At 52.4% G+C, this 1,675-nt stretch carries 1 protein-coding gene; it reads left to right on the plus strand.

The window, feature by feature from the left end; all coding sequences use genetic code 11:
- Positions 1 to 1,675, plus strand: a 1,675-nt coding sequence (locus CWC02_RS20360; RefSeq protein ID WP_171043882.1) for a beta strand repeat-containing protein, incomplete at both ends; no start/stop codon positions are given.

A 1,675-nucleotide genomic window follows, 5' to 3' on the forward strand; every position in this document is an offset into this window, starting at 1 on the left:
TACCAGTGATGCAGGTGAAGGCGCACAAGTGACTGTGGTCGTCACCGATGCCAATGGTGATAGCAGCACCCTGACAGCGACAGTGGATGCCAGCGGTAATTGGTCAGTGAGTCCAACAACGGTCTTAGCTGATGGTCAATTTACTGTTGACGCCAGTGTGCGTGATGGGGTGGGTAACCTTACAGAAGAAACGGTGACTGGGGTCATTGATACCATTGCACCAAGCTTAACCTTAACGGGCGTTGGGGCGGGCAGTGATGTGACGCCTGAGTTCACAGGACGCAGTAATGAAATTGGTGGCACGGTGACGGTAACGGTGACAGATAATGATGGCACCGTACAAACACTGACCGCAACCGTTGACAGTAGCGGTGATTGGCGCGTGGAAGTACCGAATGGACTCGCCGAAGGTGGCTACACTGTATCAGCAACAATTAGTGATGAAGCGGGTAACCCAACGACGGTCAATGCCACAGGCTCTATTGATACCACAACCCCAGTGGTGGTGGTTAACGACACTGGCTTGGGTAATGACAGCACGCCACTTATTACGGGCACCTCTACTGAGCCAGCAGGAACGGTAGTGAGCTTATCTATTGTGGATAGCAACAGCGATACACATACCGTCACAGCCACAGTGCAAGCGGATGGGGCGTGGCAAGCCACAGCACCGAGCTTGCCTGATGGCGCTTATACCGTGACAGCAACGATTGTTGATGCGGCAGGTAACGTTGGCACCGATACAGGCAGTGGCAGCATCGATACCTTGCCACCGAGCTTAGCGATAGACAGCTTGGGTACCATCAACGACGATACCCCAACAATCAGTGGGACCAGCAATGAGCCGGCGGGCAGTGTGGTTAACTTAAGTGTTTCAGACGGCACAAACACCTATACCTTTACAGCCACGGTACTGGGAGATGGCACATGGTCAGCAGATGTACCAAGCCCATTAAACAATGGCAGCATCAGCATTGATGCCAGTATCACCGATGCTGCGGGGAATGAAACAACCGCTAATGACACCGCGGTGCTGGATACCACCGCACCAAGTATCACTATTAATGTCATTGGCGAAACCAATGATACGACACCGACGATTAACGGCACCAGTGATGCGGTCAATGGCAGTGTAGTGACCGTGGTAATTGATGATGGTATCAACCCAGCAGAAACATTAACCACCACGGTTAATGGCGGAACATGGACAGTCACAGCAAGCAGTGCTTTGGCTGAAGGCGACTTTACAGTCACCGCAACCGTGACAGAAAACGGCATTGATGGAACGGCCACACGAACAGGTATCATTGATACCACCATGCCAGCGATTGATATAAATGCATTAGACGTCACCAATGACACCACGCCAACAGTTAGTGGCACAGCCAGTGCCCCACAAGGCAGTACAGTCACTGTGGTCTTTACCGATGCAAACAACAACAGCCACACAGTCACTACCGTGATGCAAAGCAATGGCACCTGGTCAGTGGCGGCGAGCACATTGTTAGCAGAAGGAGAATACACGGTTACGGCGACGGTCAGTGATCAAGCAGGTAACCCAGCAACAGCCAGTGCCACTGGTGAAATCGACATTACCGCACCGACGATTAGCCTTGATACCTTGGCCGATAGTAATGATGTGACACCGCTCATCAGTGGGCAAACCACCGGAGCG

Source organism: Pseudoalteromonas sp. S2721, from assembly GCF_005887425.1.
Classification (GTDB): Bacteria; Pseudomonadota; Gammaproteobacteria; order Enterobacterales; family Alteromonadaceae; genus Pseudoalteromonas; species Pseudoalteromonas simplex.